General features: G+C 67.2%; 17 protein-coding genes. 12 read left to right on the plus strand and 5 right to left on the minus strand.

Translation table 11 applies throughout. The annotated features are described in order from the left end of the window. The 5 genes from ACXRVZ_RS14575 to ACXRVZ_RS14595 are packed head-to-tail and all read left to right on the plus strand — an operon-like array spanning position 1 to position 3,644. Positions 1-693, plus strand: a complete 693-nt coding sequence (locus ACXRVZ_RS14575; protein WP_457424551.1) for an ABC transporter permease — start codon at positions 1-3, stop codon at positions 691-693. 29 nt (positions 694-722) lie between these two features. Beyond that, entirely contained in the window at positions 723-1,376 is a 654-nt protein-coding gene (locus tag ACXRVZ_RS14580) for an ABC transporter permease (protein ID WP_458232540.1), read from the plus strand. A gap of 2 nt (positions 1,377-1,378) precedes the next feature. Beyond that, the gene (locus ACXRVZ_RS14585; RefSeq protein WP_457424553.1) at positions 1,379-2,494 is read left to right on the plus strand and encodes a succinylglutamate desuccinylase; all 1,116 of its coding nucleotides are present in this window, start codon (positions 1,379-1,381) and stop codon (positions 2,492-2,494) included. Positions 2,495-2,502: 8 nt separating this feature from the next. After that, positions 2,503-3,273, plus strand: coding sequence for an ABC transporter ATP-binding protein (locus ACXRVZ_RS14590; protein ID WP_457424555.1), 771 nt, complete (start codon positions 2,503-2,505; stop codon positions 3,271-3,273). 2 nt (positions 3,274-3,275) lie between these two features. Further along, positions 3,276-3,644, plus strand: coding sequence for a YbaN family protein (locus tag ACXRVZ_RS14595; protein ID WP_457424557.1), 369 nt, complete (start codon positions 3,276-3,278; stop codon positions 3,642-3,644). On the opposite strand, the gene ACXRVZ_RS14600 is transcribed toward ACXRVZ_RS14595, so the two are convergent. The 3 genes from ACXRVZ_RS14600 to ACXRVZ_RS14610 all read right to left on the minus strand — a co-directional run bounded on the left by ACXRVZ_RS14600 (position 3,641) and on the right by ACXRVZ_RS14610 (position 7,725). Next, positions 3,641-4,921, minus strand: coding sequence for a serine hydrolase domain-containing protein (locus tag ACXRVZ_RS14600; protein ID WP_457424559.1), 1,281 nt, complete (start codon positions 4,919-4,921; stop codon positions 3,641-3,643). The two genes, ACXRVZ_RS14595 and ACXRVZ_RS14600, sit on opposite strands and share 4 nt — an antisense overlap. Beyond that, positions 4,918-6,978, minus strand: coding sequence for a M3 family metallopeptidase (locus ACXRVZ_RS14605; protein ID WP_458232521.1), 2,061 nt, complete (start codon positions 6,976-6,978; stop codon positions 4,918-4,920). The genes ACXRVZ_RS14600 and ACXRVZ_RS14605 overlap by 4 nt, the downstream gene beginning before the upstream one ends. A gap of 87 nt (positions 6,979-7,065) precedes the next feature. After that, positions 7,066-7,725 (minus strand): hypothetical protein, encoded by a 660-nt coding sequence (locus ACXRVZ_RS14610; protein WP_457424563.1) that lies wholly within the window; start codon positions 7,723-7,725, stop codon positions 7,066-7,068. Positions 7,726-7,840: 115 nt separating this feature from the next. On the opposite strand from ACXRVZ_RS14610, the gene ACXRVZ_RS14615 reads away from it, so the two are divergent. Genes ACXRVZ_RS14615 through argG form a run of 3 tightly spaced genes read left to right on the plus strand, consistent with a single transcriptional unit; the run spans position 7,841 to position 9,996 of the window. Further along, the gene (locus tag ACXRVZ_RS14615) at positions 7,841-8,401 is read left to right on the plus strand and encodes a YaeQ family protein (protein ID WP_457424565.1); all 561 of its coding nucleotides are present in this window, start codon (positions 7,841-7,843) and stop codon (positions 8,399-8,401) included. Continuing rightward, positions 8,398-8,664: a GNAT family N-acetyltransferase gene (locus tag ACXRVZ_RS14620; protein ID WP_457424567.1), complete on the plus strand. Its 267-nt coding sequence runs from the start codon at positions 8,398-8,400 to the stop codon at positions 8,662-8,664. The genes ACXRVZ_RS14615 and ACXRVZ_RS14620 overlap by 4 nt, the downstream gene beginning before the upstream one ends. Positions 8,665-8,679: 15 nt before the next feature. Further along, positions 8,680-9,996, plus strand: a complete 1,317-nt coding sequence (gene argG / locus ACXRVZ_RS14625) for an argininosuccinate synthase (RefSeq protein WP_458232522.1) — start codon at positions 8,680-8,682, stop codon at positions 9,994-9,996. On the opposite strand, the gene ACXRVZ_RS14630 is transcribed toward argG, so the two are convergent. Beyond that, positions 9,993-10,820 carry a DNA ligase gene (locus tag ACXRVZ_RS14630; protein WP_457424571.1) on the minus strand — a complete coding sequence of 276 codons (828 nt, stop codon included), beginning with the start codon at positions 10,818-10,820 and terminating at the stop codon, positions 9,993-9,995. The genes argG and ACXRVZ_RS14630 overlap by 4 nt on opposite strands. Before the next feature lie 73 nt (positions 10,821-10,893). Beyond that, a complete protein-coding gene (gene murB / locus ACXRVZ_RS14635; protein ID WP_457424639.1) occupies positions 10,894-11,922 on the minus strand; it encodes a UDP-N-acetylmuramate dehydrogenase in 1,029 nt (342 codons plus the stop codon). Between the two features lie 138 nt (positions 11,923-12,060). Here murB and ACXRVZ_RS14640 point away from each other — a divergent pair, with 138 nt between their 5' ends. From ACXRVZ_RS14640 to ACXRVZ_RS14655, 4 genes are all read left to right on the plus strand, one after another. Then, a complete protein-coding gene (locus ACXRVZ_RS14640; protein ID WP_457424573.1) occupies positions 12,061-12,549 on the plus strand; it encodes a YajQ family cyclic di-GMP-binding protein in 489 nt (162 codons plus the stop codon). Continuing rightward, on the plus strand, positions 12,542-13,204 hold the full coding sequence (locus ACXRVZ_RS14645) for a retropepsin-like aspartic protease family protein (RefSeq protein WP_457424575.1): 663 nt from the start codon (positions 12,542-12,544) through the stop codon (positions 13,202-13,204). The genes ACXRVZ_RS14640 and ACXRVZ_RS14645 overlap by 8 nt, the downstream gene beginning before the upstream one ends. Positions 13,205-13,269: 65 nt before the next feature. Next, positions 13,270-16,077: an XrtA/PEP-CTERM system TPR-repeat protein PrsT gene (gene prsT, locus ACXRVZ_RS14650; protein WP_458232523.1), complete on the plus strand. Its 2,808-nt coding sequence runs from the start codon at positions 13,270-13,272 to the stop codon at positions 16,075-16,077. Between the two features lie 170 nt (positions 16,078-16,247). Next, positions 16,248-17,147 (plus strand): PEP-CTERM sorting domain-containing protein, encoded by a 900-nt coding sequence (locus tag ACXRVZ_RS14655; protein ID WP_458232524.1) that lies wholly within the window; start codon positions 16,248-16,250, stop codon positions 17,145-17,147. Positions 17,148-17,255 lie beyond the last annotated feature (108 nt).

Consider the following 17,255-nt stretch of genomic DNA (forward strand, 5'->3'; position numbering starts at 1 on the left):
ATGCTGTTGCACGGATTCCTTCCCAGCCTCATCGAAGGCGCCGCCGTCACGCTCGGCGTGGCGCTGTCGTCACTCGCCGTCGCCGTCATGCTGGGCCTGGCCGGCGCACTGGCCAAGCTGTCGCGCTCGCGCGTCGCCCAGGGCATTGCGGCCGTCTACACGACGCTGATCCGTGGCGTGCCCGACCTGGTGCTGATGCTGCTCGTCTTCTACGGCGGCCAGCTTGCCCTCAACACCGTGGCGCCCATGCTGGGCCATGAGGACTACATCGACATCGACCCCTTCGTCGCCGGCGCGCTGACCATCGGTTTCATCTTCGGCGCCTATCTGACCGAGGCCTTCCGCGGCGCCTTCCTGGCCGTGCCGCCGGGCCAGCGCGAGGCGGGCCTGGCTTACGGCATGAGCCCGCGCCAGGTGCTGTGGCGCATCACGCTGCCGCAGATGCTGCGCCACGCGCTGCCGGGGCTGTCCAACAACTGGCTGGTGCTCGTCAAGAGCACGGCCATCGTCTCGGTCATCGGCCTGTCGGACCTGATGACGCGCGGCCAGCAGGCGGCCGGCAACACGCGCGAGCCCTTCAGCTTCTACCTCGCCGTGGCGCTGATCTACCTCGTCTTCACCAGTGTGTCGGAGCTGGGCTTCAGCTGGGCGAAGAAGCGGCTGGCCATCGGCGTGCGGGAGGGGCAGCTGTGAACTTCGACGCCATCCTCGAGAACTTCCCGATGTATCTGTCGGGCCTGGGCATCACGCTCAAGCTGCTGGCGCTGTCACTGCTGTGCGGCCTGGCGCTGGCCGTGCCGCTGGCTGTCGTGCGAACCGTCTCCAAGGGCTGGGGCTCGCGGCTGGTCTGGGCCTACACCTRCGTCTTCCGCGGCACGCCGATGCTGGTGCAGCTCTTCCTCTGCTACTACGGCCTGGCGCAGTTCGACGCGGTGCGCGAAAGCTTCGCCTGGCCCTGGCTGTCGTCGGCCACCTTCTGCGCCTGGCTGACCTTCACGCTGAACACGGCGGCCTACACGACCGAGATCATCGCCGGCAGCATCCGCGCGCTGCCGGCCGGCGAGATCGAGGCGGCCAAGGCGCTGGGCATGGGCCGTGGGCTGCTGGTGCGCCGCATCGTGCTGCCCGCCGCCCTGCGCCGCGCGCTGCCGGCCTATGGCAACGAGGCCATCTTCATGCTGCACGGCACCTCACTGGCCAGCGTCGTCACACTGCTGGACGTGACCGGCGCCGCTCGCGCCGTCAACGCCAAGTACTACCTGCCCTTCGAGGCCTTCATCATGGCGGGCGCCTTCTACTTCGTGCTGACGCTGAGCCTGGTCGGGCTGTTCCGCTGGGCCGAGAACCGCTGGCTGAAACCCATGATGAGCCGTTGATCATGCAAATCATTCGCCACCCCTTGATCTCTCCCGCGCCTGGCACTCAGCGCGAACTGGTCTCGCTGCACTACGGCCAGACTGGCGGTCAGAAGGCCTACATCCAGGCCTCGCTGCACGGCGACGAGCTGCCCGGCATGCTGGTCGCCCATCACCTGCGCCAGCAGCTCGGCGCGCTGGAGGCCGCCGGCCAGATCACGGGCGAGATCGTTCTGGTGCCCATGGCCAACCCCATCGGCCTCTCCCAGTTCCTGCTGCATGCCCACCTGGGCCGCTTCGAGCTGATGTCGGGCGAGAACTTCAACCGCCACTACCCGGACCAGGTCGACGCCGTGGCCCGGGCCGTCGAGTCGCAACTGGGCGGCGACGCCGCCGCCAACGTCGCCCTGCTGCGCCGCGCACTGAAGGCGGCCGTGCTGGCGTCGCCGGCCGACACCGAGCTGCAGTCGCAACGCCGTGCGCTGCTGAGCCTGTCCTGCGACGCCGACATCGTGCTGGACCTGCACTGCGACGCCCAGGCGCTGATGCACCTTTACACCGAGACGCCCTGCTGGCCCGACTGCGAGCCGCTGGCGCGCTTCCTCGGCGCACGGCTGACGCTGCTGGCGCAGGACTCGGGCGACAACCCCTTCGACGAGGCCTGCTCGCAGGTCTGGTGGAAGTGGGACAGGCATTTCGGTGGCAAGTTCCCCATCCCGCAGGCCTGCCTGTCTGTCACCGTAGAGTTGCGCGGCGCCTGCGACGTGACGCATGAGCTGGCCGCTGCGGATGCGGCCAACATCATCAACTTCCTGCGCTGGCGCGGCCTCATTGCCGGCGACAAACCGACCGTGCCCGACGCGGTCGGCGACGCCCGCCCGCTGGCCGGCAGCATGCCCATCAAGTCGCCCGTGCCCGGCGTGCTGACCTTCCTGAAGAACGTTGGCGCCGAGGTGAAGGCCGGCGAGGTGCTGGCCCATGTCATCGACCCCGTCACGGCCGAAGTCACCGAGCTGAAGAGCCCCGTCGACGGCCTGTTCTTCGCACGCGACTTCCTGCGCTTTGCCAATGCCGGCATGCGCGTCGCCAAGGTCGCCGGCCGGCAAGCCCTGCGCACCGGCAAGCTGCTGGGAGCCTGAACATCACCATGAGCGACATCCAGCTTCAAGCCACCAACATCCACAAGCGCTTCGGCGAGCGCGAGGTGCTCAAGGGCATCTCCTTCGCGGCCAGCCGAGGCGACGTCGTCACGCTGATCGGCTCCTCGGGTTCGGGCAAGAGCACGCTGCTGCGCTGCCTCAACCTGCTGGAGCAGCCGCACGAGGGCGAGATGAGCCTGTGCGGCGAAGCTCTCAAGCTGACCCGCGACCGCGACGGCACGCTGAAGGCGGCCGATGCCAAGCAGCTGCAGCTGTGGCGAGCCAAGCTCGCCATGGTGTTCCAGAACTTCAACCTCTGGGCCCACATGACGGTGCTGGAGAACGTCATCGAGGCGCCCATCCATGTGCTCGGCAAGCCCCGGGCCGAGGCCATCGAGCGCGCGCAGGCGCTGCTGGCGCGCGTGGGCGTGTCGCACCGCGCCAGCGTCTACCCGGCCCAGCTCTCGGGCGGCGAGCAGCAGCGCGTGGCCATCGCCCGCGCATTGGCCGTCGACCCCGAGGTCATGCTCTTCGACGAACCCACGTCGGCGCTGGACCCGGAGTTGGTGGGCGAAGTGCTCAAGGTCATGCGCGACCTCGCGGCCGAGGGCCGCACGATGATCGTCGTGACCCACGAGATGGGCTTTGCGCGCGAGGTGTCCAACCACTGCCTGTTCCTGCACCAGGGCCGCGTCGAAGAGGAAGGCAACCCCAAGGAGATGCTGCTGCGCCCGCAGTGCGAGCGGCTGCAGCAGTTCCTCAGCGGTGGTCTGAAATAGGCATGCACCGCGCGCTGGTCCGCCTGCTGTGGCGAGCGCTGGCGCTGGGGAGCATTGCTCTCGCCCTGATAGGCATCGTGCTGCCGCTGCTGCCCACCGTGCCCTTCCTGCTGCTGGCCGCCTGGGCCGCCAGCAAGGGCTGGCCCGAGCTGGAGGCCTGGATGCTCAACCATGCGCACTTCGGGCCGCACATCCGCGGCTGGCGCGAACGCGGCGCCGTGCCGCGCCGCGCCAAGTGGCTGGCGACGCTGATGATGACGGCCAGCGCCGTCGTGCTGGCGCTGTCGCCGCTGCCGCTGGCCGTCAAGATCGCCGTGCCGGCGCTGATGGCCGCTCTGGCGGTCTGGCTGTGGCGCCGGCCTGAAAGCTAGGGCGCCGGCTTGTTGCCGGCGAAGGCTTCGGCATCGTCGGCATAGACCGCGTCGCGGAAGGTCCGATTCAGCTTGCCGTCACCCGACGGGAAGAACTGCGTGAACAGCACCGCCGCGATGCCGTGCCGGGGGTCGACCCAGAACAGCGTGTTGGCCGCGCCGTCCCAGAAGAACTCGCCCGGCGCACCCGAGTACTCGCCCGAGTTGCGCGGTGGCCCCACGCGCACGCCGAAGTTGATGCCGAAGCCGACGTTGCCCTTGCTGGGCAGCCACGAGCGGTCGGTCAGGTCAGGTGGCAGCGCGTCGGTCGCCATCAGCCTGACCGTCTCGGGCTTCAATATCCGTTGGCCATTGGGTGCGACGCCACCGTCCAGCAGCATGCGGGCGAAGAGCATGTAGTCGTCCAGCGTCGACACCAGGCCGAAAGTGCCGGTCTTGAGGCGCCAGTCGGTGTCGTTGTACGTATGCACCTGGGCGTCCGGGATGCGCTTCAAGCTGCCATCCGGTGCGCGGGAATAACTGGCCGCAAAGCGCGGTCGGTCGGGGGCGTCGGGTGCGACATGGAAGCGCGTGCTGGCCATGCCCATGGGCTTGAACAGGTGCTCGCGCAGGTAGTCCTCGAAGCGCTCGCCGGACAGCTTCTCTACGAGGCGGGCCTGCACGTTCATCGCTCGGTCGTAGGTCCAGCGCCGGCCAGGGTGGTCGACCAGCGGCCCCGAGGCAATGCGGCCGACCAGCTCGTCCAGGCCAGACTTGAAACTGATGCTCGCGTAGTGTTTGCCGTTGAAGCGCTCCAGCGCGGGCGGGCCACCAAAGCCGGCGGCAAAGCCGGCCGTGTGCCGGCCCAGGTCGCGGATGGTGATGGCGCGCGCCGCCGGCTCGGTGATGGCCTGCCCGTCGGCGCCCTCGCCCAACCAGACGCGCGGGTTGGCGAACTCGGGCAGGTAGTTGGCCACCGGGTCGTCGAGCTGGAACCTGCCCTGCTCGTAGAGCTGCATCAGCGCCACGCCGGTGATGGGCTTGGTCATGGACTGGATCTGCATCAGCGCGTCGCGTGCCATCGGCCTGCCGGCCTCCCGGTCAGCCTTGCCGAAGGCGCCGAAGTAGGCCTCGCGACCGCCCTCGTAGATGAGGGCCGTGACCCCCACCAACTCGCCATGCCTGACCATGCCGCGCAAGGCGCTGTCGATGCGCGCCGGCTTGACGAGGGGGCCGGCGGCGGCCGCCGCGGCCAGCAGCGCCAGGCCGCCGGCCAGCAGCCAACGACGTGCGTTCAAGCCGTCGGCTCCAGCAGGCCGCGGTCCTTCAGCATGGGCTCCACGATGGGGTCGCGGCCACGGAAGGCGCGGAAGGCTGCGCCCGGTTCACGGCTGTTGCCGGCCGAGAAGATGCACTCGCGCAGCCGCGCAGCCACGTCGGCGTCGAACACATTGCCGGCCTCGACGAAGGCATCGAAGGCATCGCAGTCCAGCACCTCGGCCCACAGGTAGACGTAGTAGCCCGCCGCGTAGCCGGCGCTGCTGAAGAGGTGCTGGAAGTGCGTCAGCCGGTGGTTGAGGCCAACCTCGGCCGGCAGGCCCCACTGGGCCAGCGTCTGCGCCTCGAAGGCGACGACATCGGCGGGAGCGTCCGGCAGTGCGTGCACCGCCATGTCGACCAGCGCGCTGGCCGTGTAGCGCAGCGTCTCGTAGCCCTGGCCAAACTGGCGCGCGGCCTGCAGCTTGGCCAGCAGCGCATCGGGCAGGGGCTCGTCGGTCTGCCAGTGGCGGGCGAACTTCTTCAKCACCTGCGGCTCGGCCATCCAGTGCTCGTAGAGCTGGGACGGCAGCTCGACGAAGTCGCGCAGCACCTGCGTGCCGGCCAGGCGCTCATGCTCCACGCTGCTCAGCAAGCCGTGCAGGCCGTGGCCGAACTCGTGGAAGAGCGTGCGCACGTCGTCAAAGCTGAGCAGCGTCGGCTCACCGGCCGCGCCGCGGGCGAAGTTGTTGTTGTTCAGGATGACGGGCGTGGCGCCCAGCGCGCGGCTCTGGTTGCGCAACGCGTTCATCCACGCGCCGCTGCGCTTGGTGGGCCGCGCGAAGTTGTCCTGCAGGAACAGGCCACGCAAGGACCCGTCGGCATTGAAGACCTCGTAGGCGCGCACGTCGGCGTGATAGCCGGCGATGTCGGGCCGCGCCTTGAACTCCAGGCCGAACAGGCGGCTGGCGCAGTCGAACATGGCGGCCACCATGCGTTCCAGCGGGAAGTACGGCTTGACCTCGGCCTCGTCCAGCTCGAAGCGGGCGCGCCGGGCCTGCTCGGCGTAGCAGCGCCAGTCCCAGGGTTCAAGCTCATGCGTGGCGCCGGCCGCAGCCATGGCGCCCCGCACGGCCTCGCGCTCGCGCGCCTGCGCGGTCAGGGCCGGGTGCCAGACGCGCTCCAGCAGGCCCATGACGGCGCCCTGGCTGCGCGCCATGGTGTCCTCCAGCGCGAAGTCGGCGTAGCAGGCGTGACCGTGCAGGCGGGCCTGCCCGGCGCGCAGTTCGAGGATTTCGCGGCAGATGGCGCGGTTGTCCCCTGATGCGTCGGCCTGAGCCGTGTTGTCGCCCCGGCCGACCCAGGCGCGCCAGGCCTGCTCGCGCAGGTCGCGGCGGGCGCTGAAGCTCAGGAAGGGCACGATCAGCGAGCGGGACAGCGTGATGACATGGACGCCTTCGTCCAATCCACGGTCCACGGCGGCCTGGCGCGCGGCAGCGCGCACGAAGCCCGGCAGGCCGGCCAAGTCGGCCTCGCTCGTCAGGCGCAACTGGTAGCCGTTCTCGGCCGCCAGCACGTTTTGCGCAAAGCGCGTGTTCAGCTCGGCCAGCCGCGCCATGACGGCGGCGTAGCGGGCCTTGGCCTCGGGCGCCAGGCGGGCGCCGGCACGCAGGAAGTCCAGGTGCACGCGCTCGATCAGGCGGCGCTGCTCGCCCGTCAGGTCCAGCCGCTCACGCGCATCGAACAGCGCGCCGACGCGCGCGAACAGGCCGGCGTGCATGTAGACCGCGCTGTTGTGCGCCGCCAGCGGCGCGGCCAGCGCCCGTTGCACCGCCTGCAGATCGGGCGACGTGGCCGAGGCGGCCAGTGTGTAGAAGAGATGCTCCAGGCGGGTCAGCGGGCGGCCGCTGGCGTCGAACGTAGCCAGCGTGTTGGCAAACGTCGGCGCCTCGGCCTGACTGGCAATGGCCTCGATCTCGGCGCGGTGGGCGGCGAGTGCTGCGTCGAAAGCGGGTTGGAAATGCGCCGGTTGGATATCAGCGAATGGCGGCAGGCCGTGTGGGCCAGCCCAGTCCTGCAGCAGCGGGTTGTTGCTCATGCGGGGGCCTTTCGAAAGCAGAAAGAAACAAGGGCCGCTTCCTGCCGGAGGCGGCCCCATCGTCGATTCATCAGGTGCTAAGCCGGGTTACTTGCCAGCTGCCATTTCCTTGCGGATGGCCTTTTCGTCGTTCTCGTCGTACAGCTTTTTGCTGCACTCAGCCTTCCACTTGTCATCAGCATCGAAGTACTTTTCTTCCCGGTCTTTCACGGTCTTGAACTGCGCATCCCGCGCATCGATCTTCTCGTTGAAGGCCTTGCGCTTGACGCTCTGCTCGGCGTCGGCCGCCTTCATGGCGTCGAACATCGCGTTGAAGGCGTTGGTGCGGGCCATGTACGCCTCGTTGCGCGCCTTGAGATCCGCCTTCTCCAGCTTGGGCGCCTCGGCCGTCAACGCGGCGTGCGCTGCCAGGATGGCCTCCTTCTCGGCCTTCACTTCGGAGAACTGCTTGGCCAGCGCCGCTTCGCCGGCATCCAGCGTCACCTTCTCGGCCTTGATCTTTGCCTCATTGACCTCGAAAGCGGTTTGTTCGGTCTTGAGGGCCAAGGCTTCCTTGGTGTTGCCGTCCTGCAGGTTGATGCAAGCGCGCAGTTCGTCGCGCGACATCAGCTTGGGCTTGGGTTTTTCGACGACCGGGTTGCTGACCTTGTTGTTCTTCGGGTCGACCTTGGCCTTGGTGTTGTTGATGACCTGTGCCTGGGCGGAAACAGCGAAGACCAGGACCAACGGAAGAAGAATGCGTTTCATGACGGGGGCGCAACTCGGGTTGCGAAGGTTCAAAACGGGAGGCGGCATGATGCCACGAGGGCTTCACCGCGATAATCATTGGCTGCTCTTCGTTACCACCTCGTACCTCCAACGCATGGCGCTCAAAGCCACCATCCACAAAGCCCAGCTGCAAATCGCCGACATGGACCGCCATGTCTACGGTGACCATGCGCTCACGATTGCCCGCCACCCCAGCGAGACCGACGAACGCATGATGGTGCGCGTTCTGGCCTTCGCGCTGAACGTGACGGCCGACGACCTCAACGGCCGGCTCGAGTTCACCAAGGGCCTGTCCGACGTGGATGAACCCGACCTCTGGCAGCTCGACCTTACCGGCGAGGTGCAACACTGGATCGACCTCGGTCAGCCCGACGAGCGCCGCCTGATGAAGGCCCACGGCCGCGCCCGCCGCGTCAGCGTCTACAGCTTCGCGTCCAGCACGCCGGTGTGGTGGGCGGGCCTGGAGAACAAGCTGACGCGTGCGCCGCGCCTGGCGGTCTGGCAGATCCCCGCCGAGCAGTCGCAAGCCCTGATTCCGCTGGCCGAGCGCAGCATGCAGCTGCAGATCAGCATCCAGGACGGCAGCATTTATGTGTCGACCAACAGCGCGTCGGTCGAGATCCATCCCGTCGCCTTGAAGACGTCCAGCGAATGACCCCGCAGCACGAACCCGGCCAGCAGCGGTTCACGCTGCCGACCACGCCCACCAGCGTGCTCGACTACGAGCTGAGCGCTGGCCGCGTCGTCTTCACCCACACCGGCGTGCCGGCGGCCTACCGCGGCCAGGGCTTAGCGGCCCAGCTCGTCGAAGCCGGCCTGCAATGGGCCAAGGCGGAAGGCCTCAAGGTCGTGCCCGCCTGCAGCTACGTCCACGTCTACATCCAGCGCCACCCCGAGTGGCAGAACCTCGTCGCTTAAGAGAAGACCGACACCATGTCCACGATCCTGCAATCCGTCCCCGTCGGCCAGAAGGTCGGCATCGCKTTYTCCGGCGGCCTYGACACCTCGGCCGCCCTGCACTGGATGAAGCTCAAGGGCGCCCTGCCCTATGCCTACACGGCCAACCTGGGCCAGCCCGACGAGCCCGACTACGACGAGATCCCGCGCAAGGCCATGCTCTACGGCGCCGAGAAGGCCGTGCTGGTGGACTGCCGCTCGCAGCTCGTCGCCGAAGGCATTGCGGCCCTGCAGGCCGGCGCCTTCCACATCAGCACCGCCGGCGTCACCTACTTCAACACCACGCCCATCGGCCGCGCCGTGACCGGCACGATGCTGGTGGCGGCGATGAAGGCCGACGGCGTCAACATCTGGGGCGACGGCTCGACCTACAAGGGCAACGACATCGAGCGCTTCTACCGCTACGGCTTGCTGACCAACCCGGCGCTGAAGATCTACAAGCCCTGGCTGGACCAGACCTTCATCGACGAGCTGGGCGGCCGCAGCGAGATGTCGGCTTTCATGACCGAGAAGGGCTTCGCCTACAAGATGAGCGCGGAGAAGGCCTATTCGACCGACTCCAACATGCTGGGCGCCACGCACGAAGCCAAKGACCTGGAGCACCTGAGCAGCGGCATCAAGATCGTCAACCCCATCATGGGCGTGGCGTTCTGGCGCGACGACGTCGTCGTCAAGGCTGAGACCGTGTCGGTGCGTTTTGAAGAGGGCGTGCCCGTCGCGCTGAACGGCGTCGAGTACCGCGACCCGGTGGCGCTGCTGGCCGAGGCCAATGTCATCGGCGGCCGCCACGGCCTGGGCATGAGCGACCAGATCGAGAACCGCATCATCGAGGCCAAGAGCCGCGGCATCTACGAGGCGCCGGGYCTGGCGCTGCTGCACATCGCCTACGAGCGCCTGGTCACCGGCATCCACAACGAAGACACCATCGAGCTCTACCGCGACAACGGCCGCAAGCTCGGCCGCCTGCTCTACCAGGGCCGCTGGTTCGACCCGCAGGCCATCATGCTGCGCGAGAGCGCCCAGCGCTGGATCGCCCGCGCCATCACCGGCGAGGTCGCCCTGGAACTGCGCCGTGGCAACGACTATTCGCTGCTGGACACCCAGAGCCCCAACCTGACCTACGCGCCCGAGCGCCTGAGCATGGAAAAGGTCGAAGGCGCCTTCAGCCCCGCGGACCGCATCGGCCAGCTGACCATGCGCAACCTCGACATCAGCGACACGCGCGACAAGCTGAGCGTTTACAGCAGCGTCGGCCTGCTGCCGGGCGGCGGGCTGCCCAAGCTGGAAGGCTAAAACGCTTCGGCGACCCTCAGGAAGCTCGCGAACCGCGGCTTCCCAGAGGGCGTCAGGTCGCGGTAGCGGTAGGTGACCGTCGCGCCGATGGCGGGCGGATCACGCCTCTGGGCATCGCTGAAACCGGTGCCCAGCTTGAAGCGCACGCCCTCGGGCGTCTGCAATTCCAGCGCGCCGAGCTGGCCTCTGAACCGGCCCTTTCCCGGCTCGTGGCCGACGACGACGGCTTCGGCGTCCGCCAGCGGCTTGAGCTTGAGCAGCAGGTCACTGCGGCCCGAAGCCACCGGCGCGTCGGCACGGTGGAGCATCAGACCCTCGCCGCCGACGTCGACGACCTGCTTGAGCTTCGCGCGCAGCTCGGCATTCGACTTGAAGCGCTGCTGCTCAATGGGCACGACGATGTCGCTCGCCAGCGCCTTGAGCTTGTCGGCACGCTGCTCGAACATGCCCTCGCCTGCCGGCAGCTCGAACGCCCGATAGCTGATGCGCCGCCACTCGGCGTCCACCGGTTCGGTTCGCCTGACGGCAGCCGACAACACGTCGAAGCTGCGCCGCCCCATCCACAACTCGCCGTCGAGCGGCGTCTTCGGCAAGGCGGCCAGAAACCAGGCCGGCGCCGCCACCGTGCGGCCACTGCGGAATCGCAGCGTCGTGCCGTCCCACAGCGCGCGAACGCCGTCCAATTTCTCGCTGACCAGATACGGCGTCGGGTCGACGCCCGCCGGCGCGTTCTTTGCCAGCAACGGCTCCAGCGCCAGCGCCGGCACCCCCAGGCTGCCCAGCCAGGCCAGCAGCACGCGCCGGCTCAGTGTCGTCTCGCTCATCGCCATCCTCCCGCTTGCACCGGAGGCGGCATGATCGATCCGACCTGCCGCCCGCGGACGGCAGGATTCACGTCTAGACGACCACAGGCTCCGGCTCCAGGCGGATGCCGAAGCGCCCGTAGACGCTTTCCTGGATGGCCCGCGCCAGCGTGACGACCTCCGCGCCACGCGCGTCCGCCTTGTTCACCAGCACCAGCGCCTGCTTCTCGTAGACCGCCGCGCCACCCACCGTCTTCCCCTTCCAGCCACAGGCGTCGATCATCCAGCCGGCGGCCAGCTTCACGCTGCCATCGGGCATCGGGTAGTGAACGATGCCGGGGTCGCGGCCGATGATGTCCTTGCACTGTTCGGCGGTGACGACCGGGTTCTTGAAGAAGCTGCCGGCGTTGCCGATGACGGCGGGGTCCGGCAGCTTGGCGCGGCGTACTGCCACGATCCAGTCGTAGATCTGGCGCGCGTCGGGCGCCGTGATGCCGGTTTCGGCCATCTTGCGCTCCAGCTCCAGGTAGCCCAGCACCGGCTGCCAGGGCTTGGGCAGACGAAAGCGCACGCGCGTGATGACGCTCTTGCCGGCCAGGCCGCCGAAGTCGCTGTGCTTGAAGACGCTGTCGCGGTAACCGAAGCGGCACACCTCCGCCGGCAGCACGGCGGGGCGGCCGGTGACGAGGTCCATGACCTCGACCGCTTCCAGTCGGTCCTTGACTTCGATGCCGTAAGCGCCGATGTTTTGAACCGGTGTCGCGCCGACGGTGCCCGGGATCAGCGCCATGTTCTCCAGCCCCGGAAAGCCGTGGTCCAGCGTCCAGGTCACCAGCTCATGCCACACCACACCCGCACCGGCCTCGACGATCCAGGCGTCGTCGCGTTCCTCCAACAGCCGCATGCCGGCAATTTCCACCTTCAGCACAACCGCTTCCACATCCTTGGTCAGTACGAGATTGCTTCCACCGCCCAGCACGAACTTGGGCGCCCGGCCCAGCTCCGGGTGGTCGACGACACGGCGCACGTCCGCGGCCTCGCGGATGCGCACCAGGCGCTTGGCCACGGCAGGCAGGCCGAAGGTGTTGTAGGGCTTGAGATTGACGTCAACCTCGATGCGCAGGGCCTGCACGGGAATTGGCACCCCGCTGGGCACTCCGTTCGAGGGGGTCGGTAAAGGCGTGGACATGGGAAAATTTTGGACGGTTTGCGCGACGCGCAATCGTCAAAATTTTCGCAGACGCTTTCACTTCCTACTCAAATGCCCAGTTTCGACACCGTTCTCGAGCCCGACCACGTCAAGATCCGCAATGGCGTCGACAACGCCATCAAGGAAATCGGCACCCGCTTTGACTTCAAGGGCACGGGTGCCAAGGTCGAGCTGAAAGAGAAGGAAATCCATTCCACCGGCGACAGCGACTTCCAGCTCGAACAGATCGAAGCCGTGCTCTACGGCAAGCTCACCAAGCAGGACGTGGTGATCAGCTTCCTGGACAAGCACGAGAAGGTCGAGAAGCTCGGCGGCGACAAGGTACGCCAGGTCTACAAGATCAAGGAAGGCATCGAGGCGACGCTGGCCAAGAAGATCGTCTCTTCGCTCAAGGAGAGCAAGCTCAAGGTCCAGGCCAGCATCCAGGGTGACGCCGTACGCGTTACCGGCAAGAACCGCGATGACCTGCAGACGGCGATTGCCCACCTGAAGAAAAACTTCGCCGACACGCCGCTGACCTACAACAACTTCCGTGACTGAAATTTTTCGCCCCCTGCTCCTGTCAGCCCTGCTCGGCTTGACCGCCGCCGCCGCCGCGCAAGCGCAGACGGCGCCTGGCCAGATCCAGCTCAACGGCATGCTGGGCTCGCGCGCCGCTCTGCTGCTCATCGACGGCGAGCCGCGCACGATGGAAGTTGGTGTCACCGCCAAGGGTGTAAAGCTGGTCTCGCTGGAGGACGGCCGTGCCGTCGTCGAGGTGGCGGGGCGGCGCCAGACGCTGCTGCTGGGCGCCGCGCCCGCGCGCATCCTGTCTTCGGCGGCGGCACCGCGGCAGATCGTCATGGCACCCGGCCAAGGTGGGCACTACACGACCATCGGCACCATCAACGGTCAGACCACCAGTTTCCTGATCGACACCGGCGCCACCAGCGTGGCCATCAGCCAGATCGAGGCCGAGAAGCTCGGCCTGCGCTACCTCTACGGCCGGCGCATCGTCACCCACACGGCCAACGGCACCGTGCCGGCTTTCATGATCGAGCTGGCCAGCATCCGCATCGGCGATGTCGAGGTCCGCAACGTCGATGCCATCGTCATCCCCGGCCAGATGAGCCACGTGCTGCTGGGCAACAGCTTCTTGACCCGCTTCCAGATGCGGCGCGAGAACGATGTCATGACACTGGAGCTGCGCTACTGAACTGACGGGACCCGATCCGGTGCGCTTCTGCAAGAATCCGGCGCCCCTACCAGCAGCCAGCCTCGATGACTCGTCAAACCGCCTCGCTCTCCGGCCTGCTGGCCGCCTTGCTGATCGCTGCAGCGCCGGCCGTTCACGCCCAGGACGCCGCCAAGGCCTCGCGCTTCTATGAAGACGCGCTGCAGCGCTACGAGAAGCACGACATTCCCGGCACCATCATCCAGCTGAAGAACGCGCTGCAGGCCGACAAGAGCCAGTTGCCGGTCCATGTGCTGCTCGGCAAGGCCTTGCTGGCAGACAGCCAGCCGGCAGCCGCCGAGTTCCAGCTCGGCGAAGCCATCCGCCTGGGCGTCAACCGCGCCGAGATCGCCGTAGCGCTGGCCATGGCCATGAACGCCCAGGGCAAGCAGCCGCAGATGCTGGAAGACCCCCGCCTCCAGCCCGCCGGCCTGCCGCTGGGGATCCAGCAGCAGTTGCTGGTCGAGCGCGCCGCAGCCCAGTCCGACATGGGCGACACCAAGGCCGCGCTGGCAAGCGTCGCGGAGGCGCGGGCGCTAAACGCGAGCGACACCAACAGCTGGCTCGCCGAGGTGCCGCTGCGCGTGCGAAGCCGCCAGTTCCCCGAGGCAATGGCCGCTGCCGATCAGGCCCTCAAGCTCTCCCCCGACAACGCCGAGGTGCTGTACCACAAGGCCTCCATCTACCATGCCAGCAGCCAGATCGCCCAGGCGTTGGCCGGCTACGAACGTGCGATCAAGGTCCAGCCCAAGCATGCTGAATCCCACCTCGCGCGCGCCGGTCTTCTGCTCGACCTGAACCGCGACGCCGACGCGCTGGCCGAAGTCAACGAACTGCAGACCCTCAAACCCAACGACCCGCGCGGTGCTTATCYTCGCGCCGTGCTGGCCGAACGCGCCGGCGACATGGCGACGTCCAGGGCCGCACTCAAGAAGGTCACCGACCTGCTGGACCCCGTCCCCATCGAGTTCATCCGCTACCGCACCCAATTGCTGATGCTCAACGGCCTGTCCCACTACGGCCTGGGCGAGTTGGAGAAGGCCAAGCCCTTCCTGGAACTCGCCTCGCGCCAGCAGCCCGGCAGCCCACTCATCAAGCTGCTGGCCCAGGYGGCGCTGGCCGAGCCCAACGTCAACCGCGCCGTCGAGCTGCTTGAAGGCTACGTGAAGGCCCGCCCAGGCGACGGCCAGGCCCTGCTGATGCTGGCCAACGCCCACATGCGCCAGGGCCGCCATGCACGCGCCGTGCAGCTCATGCAGGACGCGCTCAAGGCCAAGGACTCTGCCGAGTACCGCACCGCGCTGGGCCTGTCGCTGCTGCAGTCCGGCCAAGCCGTCCTGGCCGAAGACCAGCTCGCCAAGGCCTACAAGGCCGATCCGAAGCAGACCTTTGCCGGCCTCGCCCTGGTCACGGTCCATCTGCGTGACAACCAACCCGCCAAGGCCTTGGCCGTGGCTGAATCCCTGGCCCGCGCCAACCCCAACAACGCCACCGTGCTGATGGTGCAGGCCTATGCCAAGACGCAGGCGCGCGACTACGCGGGCGGCCGAGCCGGCTACGAAAAGGCACTGAAGCTGGACCCGAAGCAGTTGGAAGCCAAGCTCGGCCTGGCCCGCATCGACGCCGTGACAGGCAACTTCGACGCGGCCGAGAAGCGCCTCAAGGGCGCACTCAAGGACGACGAACGCAACGTGAACCTGCTCTTCGAGCTGGCTCTGGTCAGCGAGTTGCGCGGCAGGGACGACGAAGCTCTGAAGTGGCTGGAAAGCGCCGCTGCGGCCAGCAGCGCGCGCGAGACACGCTCCAACTTCGCGCTCGTCGCCTGGCATCTGCGCAAGGGGCAACCGGCCCGCGCCGTCGAGGCGGCCAAGGTGTTGCTGTCCAAGCTGCCCGAAGACGTCGAGGCCCTGCAGGCCTATGCAGCGGCCCAGCTCGCCAATGGCGACCCCGCCGGCGCCAAGAGCACCCTCACCAACGCCGCCCGCCGCGCCGCCTTCGACACGCCACGCCTGGTCGCGGTCGCTCGCCAGCAGGTGTTGGCCCAGGATCTGAAGGGTGCGGCCTACACCCTCGAAAAAGCACTCAGCGGCACCCCCAACGACACGGCGGCGGTGGCCATGCTGTCCAGCGTCGAGTTGGCCCAGGGCAATTCGGCCCAGGCCGAGCAGCGCGCCCGTCAGGTCATCGATGCCAATCCGAAGTCTGCGCTGGGCTACAACCTGCTGGCCGAGGCGGCCATGCGCCGCAACCAAAACGCCGCAGCGCTGGAAGCACTGCGCAAGGCCCACGACATCGACAAATCCGCGACGACGTTGACGCGCCTGATGCGCGCTCAAGCCTCACAAGGCAATCAGAAGGCCGCCCTCGAGTCGGCCGAGACCTGGCTCAGGAAAAACCCGACCGACGTCATCGTCCGCACTTCGATGGCCGAATTGCTCGTCCGAAGCGGCGACTTCGCCGGTGCGCGCAAGCAGTACGAAGCCGCCCTAAAAGTCAGCCCCTCGAACACCGGCGTGCTGAACAACCTCGCCAACGTGTTGATCGAGCTCAAGGATCCTGGCGCCGTCGACATCGCCGAACGGGCATTGAAGAACGACCCCCGAAACCCAGTGCTGCTGGACACCGCCGGATGGGCCTACCACCGCGCCGGCAAGGCAGACCGCGCCTTGCAGCTCCTGCGCGACGCCCGCTTGCGTGCGCCGGACAACTCCGACATCCGCTATCACCTCGCTGCTGTACTGGCCCAGGCCGGCCGTAAAGGAGAGGCTCGGGAGGAACTCAACGGCGCGCTGCGCGGCAACGCCAACTTCGCCACGGCCGCTGAAGCCAAACAGCTGCTTTCCACCCTCAACTAAGGGGGCCAGGCCCACCCCCTAGGCTGTCGAGGTTCCTTACAATCTCTCACGTCGGTCCCGGTGGTTTTCAATAAACCGTTGTTAGGCAAAGGTTTTTCGGTCTGGCACCGAGTTTGCTAATAACGTTTCGAGAACTTCTGCGCCAACAGGCACAAAACGAAGGAATAACTATGAAGATTCGAAATATCCGCTGGAGCTTGATGGCCCTGGGCGCCTGCGCTGCACTGCTGTCGACGAGCGCACACGCGGTTTGGACCTTCGATCAAGCCAATGTCACTGGCTTGGCCGGCACCAATGCAGGCGATCCGGCCGTATCCCTGAGCGGTGTCTATGCCGCAAACACGTCAGGCGTCGTTGGCGGCAACTGGAGTGCTGGCGCTTTGACCTGGTACAGCGGCAACGGCCAAGGCATGTCGACGGGTACCGATGGCCCGCAGCCGACTCACGCGCTGGACAACGCCGGCAACACGGAAGCCGTTCTGCTGAACTTTGGCTCTAGTAGCGTCGTGCTGTCCAGCATCGGCCTCGGATATACCGCCAAGGGTAATGGCTGCGTAACGTCTGCCGGCGCGGCGGCGACGGCAGAGTGCGCTGCTGGCACGACTTTGTCTTACACGACCAATGTCCAGGTTGACGTCGCGCTGTTCCGCTGKACCGGCGCCGCAGGAACCACGCCGACGGGCAACCCGACTGCCCTCATTGGTCAAGGCGCTGCCGCGATGGCCGGGTGGGAACTCGTGGGCACCTATGGCGACATGGTCACCGATACAAACCCCGCTTACAACCTCGTGAACTCGGGCCAGAAGACTTCGAGCTGGTGGATGATCAGTGCGTACAACACCGGCTTTTCCTCGGCTGCTGGCGAAACTCGGGGCTCGCTGGACAACGGCAACGACTATTTCAAGCTCTACGCCGTGGCGGGCGCGAAGTGCACCAGCTCAATCAATGCGCAAGGTGTCTGCGGCGGCACGACCAGCAAGACGCCCGAGCCGGCCACGCTGGCCCTGACCAGCGTTGCACTGCTCGGCGTGGCCGGCCTGCGCCGCCGCAAGGCCAAGATCGCCGCCTGATCACTGGCTTCGATCTCCATGAAAGGCACTCTTCGGAGTGCCTTTTGCTTTCCGGCTCTGACATCGCTGAACTGTCTCTGGCCGGACAGCAAAGATGCGAACGACCGT

Source organism: Roseateles sp. P5_E8, from assembly GCF_054177665.1.

What these genes read in the sequence shown, in the direction of transcription:
- ACXRVZ_RS14640 (WP_457424573.1), top strand. Translation starts at nt 12,061, where the DNA reads ATGCCCAGTTTCGACACCGTTCTCGAGCCCGACCACGTCAAGATCCGC.
- ACXRVZ_RS14585 (WP_457424553.1), top strand. Translation starts at nt 1,379, where the DNA reads ATGCAAATCATTCGCCACCCCTTGATCTCTCCCGCGCCTGGCACTCAG.
- ACXRVZ_RS14590 (WP_457424555.1), top strand. Translation starts at nt 2,503, where the DNA reads ATGAGCGACATCCAGCTTCAAGCCACCAACATCCACAAGCGCTTCGGC.
- ACXRVZ_RS14620 (WP_457424567.1), top strand. Translation starts at nt 8,398, where the DNA reads ATGACCCCGCAGCACGAACCCGGCCAGCAGCGGTTCACGCTGCCGACC.
- ACXRVZ_RS14630 (WP_457424571.1), bottom strand. Translation starts at nt 10,820, where the DNA reads ATGAGCGAGACGACACTGAGCCGGCGCGTGCTGCTGGCCTGGCTGGGC.
- ACXRVZ_RS14615 (WP_457424565.1), top strand. Translation starts at nt 7,841, where the DNA reads ATGGCGCTCAAAGCCACCATCCACAAAGCCCAGCTGCAAATCGCCGAC.
- ACXRVZ_RS14575 (WP_457424551.1), top strand. Translation starts at nt 1, where the DNA reads ATGCTGTTGCACGGATTCCTTCCCAGCCTCATCGAAGGCGCCGCCGTC.
- ACXRVZ_RS14595 (WP_457424557.1), top strand. Translation starts at nt 3,276, where the DNA reads ATGCACCGCGCGCTGGTCCGCCTGCTGTGGCGAGCGCTGGCGCTGGGG.
- ACXRVZ_RS14610 (WP_457424563.1), bottom strand. Translation starts at nt 7,725, where the DNA reads ATGAAACGCATTCTTCTTCCGTTGGTCCTGGTCTTCGCTGTTTCCGCC.